The organism is Gemmatimonadota bacterium (genome assembly GCA_026706345.1).
Lineage (GTDB): Bacteria > JAAXHH01 > JAAXHH01 > JAAXHH01 > JAAXHH01 > JAAXHH01.
On the sequence record JAPOYX010000086.1, the window covers coordinates 1 to 3,326 of the forward strand.

At 60.2% G+C, this 3,326-nt stretch carries 3 protein-coding genes and 1 tRNA gene; 2 read left to right on the forward strand and 2 right to left on the reverse strand.

What is annotated here, in order from left to right; translation table 11 throughout:
• Positions 1-323 precede the first annotated feature (323 nt).
• Both OXG98_06705 and OXG98_06710 read left to right on the forward strand, forming a co-directional pair.
• The gene (locus tag OXG98_06705; GenBank protein MCY3771693.1) at positions 324-941 is read left to right on the forward strand and encodes a type IV toxin-antitoxin system AbiEi family antitoxin domain-containing protein; all 618 of its coding nucleotides are present in this window, start codon (positions 324-326) and stop codon (positions 939-941) included.
• Positions 934-1,818 (forward strand): nucleotidyl transferase AbiEii/AbiGii toxin family protein, encoded by an 885-nt coding sequence (locus tag OXG98_06710; GenBank protein MCY3771694.1) that lies wholly within the window; start codon positions 934-936, stop codon positions 1,816-1,818. Before OXG98_06705 ends, OXG98_06710 begins: the two co-directional genes overlap by 8 nt.
• Positions 1,819-2,432: 614 nt before the next feature.
• Here the strand turns inward: OXG98_06710 and OXG98_06715 are convergent.
• Both OXG98_06715 and OXG98_06720 read right to left on the reverse strand, forming a co-directional pair.
• A tRNA-Lys gene (locus OXG98_06715) sits at positions 2,433-2,508 on the reverse strand.
• Between the two features lie 573 nt (positions 2,509-3,081).
• A partial coding sequence (locus OXG98_06720) for an epoxide hydrolase (protein MCY3771695.1) occupies positions 3,082-3,326 on the reverse strand: 245 nt, incomplete at its 5' end.

A 3,326-nucleotide genomic window follows, 5' to 3' on the forward strand; every position in this document is an offset into this window, starting at 1 on the left:
GAAACGAACACAAGATATGAGGACAATGAATCACGACGGCCGGGCTTTTTCAACACCCCCATAGTCCGGATGCTCCACGCGGCGGACGTACCGAATCTCTTGCGTCTCGCACATCTCGCAGATGGCATCGGAGGTACCAAGGTCGTCGACCGATACGCAGGTCCAGCCCCTGTGCGGCACCCCAATTTGGCTCCACTTGCCCGACATGGCGATGGCTTCACACTGCTCAGCCCATTTAACTGGCCAATCTGTACTTTACTTGGCCAGAATGATATGATATAAAACATCGGAAGAAAGGCGCAGCACTCCTTGATATAGTATCAATGGCGAAACCGGGCACTCAGCGCGATCAGGCGATCCGGCTCCTGCGATCTCAGGGGATGATGCGCCTGTCAGAGTTCAAGGCAAATGGGATCACCGCGGCCACAGTCGGCAGGATGGTCCGCGCCGGCGAGGTGAACCGTCTGGCGCGCGGGCTCTATCAACTGCCCGACGCGCCGCTTGTCGCTCACCACAGCCTGGCCGAGGCCGCGAAACGTGTCCCCAGGGGTGTTGTCTGCCTGGTGTCCGCGCTGGCCTACCACGAACTGACGGACCAGCTTCCGAGATCGGTCTGGATGGCGATCGGCACTAAGGACTGGATGCCAAAGGAGGGAAGGCCGGCGATGCGAATCGTGCGGTTCACGGACGCGCTTCTCACCGACGACGTCCTGACCGTGCACATCGAGAATGTTCCCGTGAAGGTCTTCGGCATCGCCAAGACGATCGCCGACTGTTTCCGGCATCGCCGGAAGGTCGGGCCGACGGTCGCACTGGAAGGCCTGCAGGAGGCGCTCCGGCAGCGAAAGGCGAGCCCTGCCGAGATCGCCCACCATGCCGCGCGTGGTGGTGTCGCCACGGCGGTCCGCCCATATCTCGAGGCGCTCACCGCCAATGCATGAGGGGGTCAGGAACATCGGAGCCTCGGTTCGGTCTCGTCTCCTCAGGATCAGCAAGCAGAAAGGCCAAAATTTCGATCTGGTTCTCACGCATTATGCGATCGAACGTCTGCTCTATCGGCTCGCACAATCCCGACACGCCGACCGTTTCGTTCTCAAGGGCGCCATGCTGCTGCTGACGTGGTTCGATGAACCGTTTCGCGGGACGCGAGATCTCGATCTCCTGGGTTACGGCGATCCTGCACCGGACGCTGTTCTGGACGTCTTCAGGGAGGTGCTCGGTCAGAAACAGCCAGACGGGGTAGTGTTCGATGCCGGCGCAGCTCGAATCAGCCGTATTCGTGAGGAGAACGAATATGGGGGCCTCCGCATGCGGGCGACCGCGGACATCGCGGGCGCCCTCATTACCGTCAACGTCGATGTCGGTTTCGGCGACGCGACCGAACCCCCGGCCGAGTGGCTCGACTATCCGGTCCTGCTCGACATGCCGGCGCCACGACTACGCGGCTACGCACGGGAGACGGTGGTTGCCGAGAAATTCCAGGCCATGGTGGATCTAGGCATGGCGAACAGCCGGATGAAGGACTACCACGACCTGTGGATCATCAGCCAAGCCTTCGAGATTGATCGATCACGTCTCGCAGCAGCGATATCTGCGACCTTTGCACGACGTGGCACGGCGATCCCGGATCGGGTTCCAGACGGGCTCTCGCCGACGTTCGCGAAAGACGCCATCAAGCGCCAGCAATGGGAGAGTTTCAAGCGGAATCTGAGTGTGGACCCCGGCCCGCTCGACAGTGTTGTCAGTGGGCTCGAAGCCTGTCTGATGCCGGCTGCAGCGGCCGCCCGAGACGGAGGTGGGTCAACGGGCGATCGATAGGGAAGAATCGCCGCCTCAAACCCGAAAACTCTCCAACGTTGGCAAGGGCAAGGTGAGCGTCTGTTGTGCGGCCTCGTCGCATGACCTCTCTGAACGGAGGCAAATCGACAGTCCGCCGCAGCGGTCGGCAACGAATCTGTGGGCCGATAAACAGGGCGGCGGCGCATGCGCCACATACAGACGCCTCAATGTTGATTACAAGATGCTCCTTCTTCGCCCCTTTACCGTACTTTAGGCGCCATAAGGTTATCTGGGGCGCCGCATGTCGCATCGACCGTAGTCCTTATGACCTGAAGGTCGCAGGTTCAAAATCTGCCCCCGAAACCACCGAAAGCCCTTGAAACTATTGACAATTTCAGGGGCTTTTCGATTCCCTTCCACTGGGCTTGTTCAAGACGCTGATCTTCATCTGCTCCGATTCCCACCCGATGACCGAACGAACACTACCCGGGCGGCGATGGGCGCGCGGTCCGCGCCATCCCCAAGAGACATTGCCGTCGATGGTCAGAACATATCTTCCAACTGTTTGCCAATTGTTTGCCAACCGGAAAATCGAGACTTTTTCGGACACTCACAGCAGGTACTTTAATCCATTGACTTCATATGCCTAAGGGTGGAGGGCGCACAGGGACTCGAACCCTGGACCCGCTGATTAAGAGTCAGCTGCTCTACCGACTGAGCTATGCGCCCTCATGTGTGTTGACGATACGCCCGACACTAGGGGTCGGCAACCGGGATGAGCTTGGAGCAGATCGGTGCCCACGGTTCCGAATCCGGAAGCTCGGCTACCCGATTGATGTTGAGAACTGGTCGTACGCATGCATCACACGTTGTCCGGTCACCTGCTAGCCCCGGAGACGGCGCCTTTCGCGAGTCACTGGTGAATTTCCGTCAACGTTGGATCGCCGCATTTTCTTGTGTCGTCGCGCTCGGCCGGTCGGATGATGTCCATCTAATGGAGGTGCCCCGTGCGGCACGCTGGCGCTGCGCCCTGCCTGTCAGGTTTGCTCGTTTGAACGGGTATGGTGATGGCGGCAAGATCGGATGAAGGAGGCGCCCGACGGTCGGTCCGTGCTTCGTCGAAGAACTTCGTGCTCAGGATGGACGTGCGTTCGTAGTCCCCGGCAGGTTGAAATTCGCCCGGACACGGGTGGCCGGCAGGCTCGGATTGGGACGACCAGGGTTCAAGAGATCATCGCAGCATCTCTTCTGGTTATCGCGAGCAGATCGGCAGCGGAGCAAATTGTCGGCCTCACGGGAAGGCTAATCACTTCTGCGAAGACAGCGCAAGAATTTCAGGATGTCGTGGGCCAGAGCGTCGGGTTGCTCCATGGCGGCGAAGTGGCCGCCTTTTTCCATGGGCGTCCACTGGCGGATGTCGGTGTATGTCCTGGCGGCCTGGGGTCGCGGTGGCCGCAGGATCTCTTTCGGGAATGCCGCGTAGCCGACGGGCACGTCAATCGTTCGGTCGCTCGGGATCGGCCACGGACCCTGTAGTCGGGCGACAT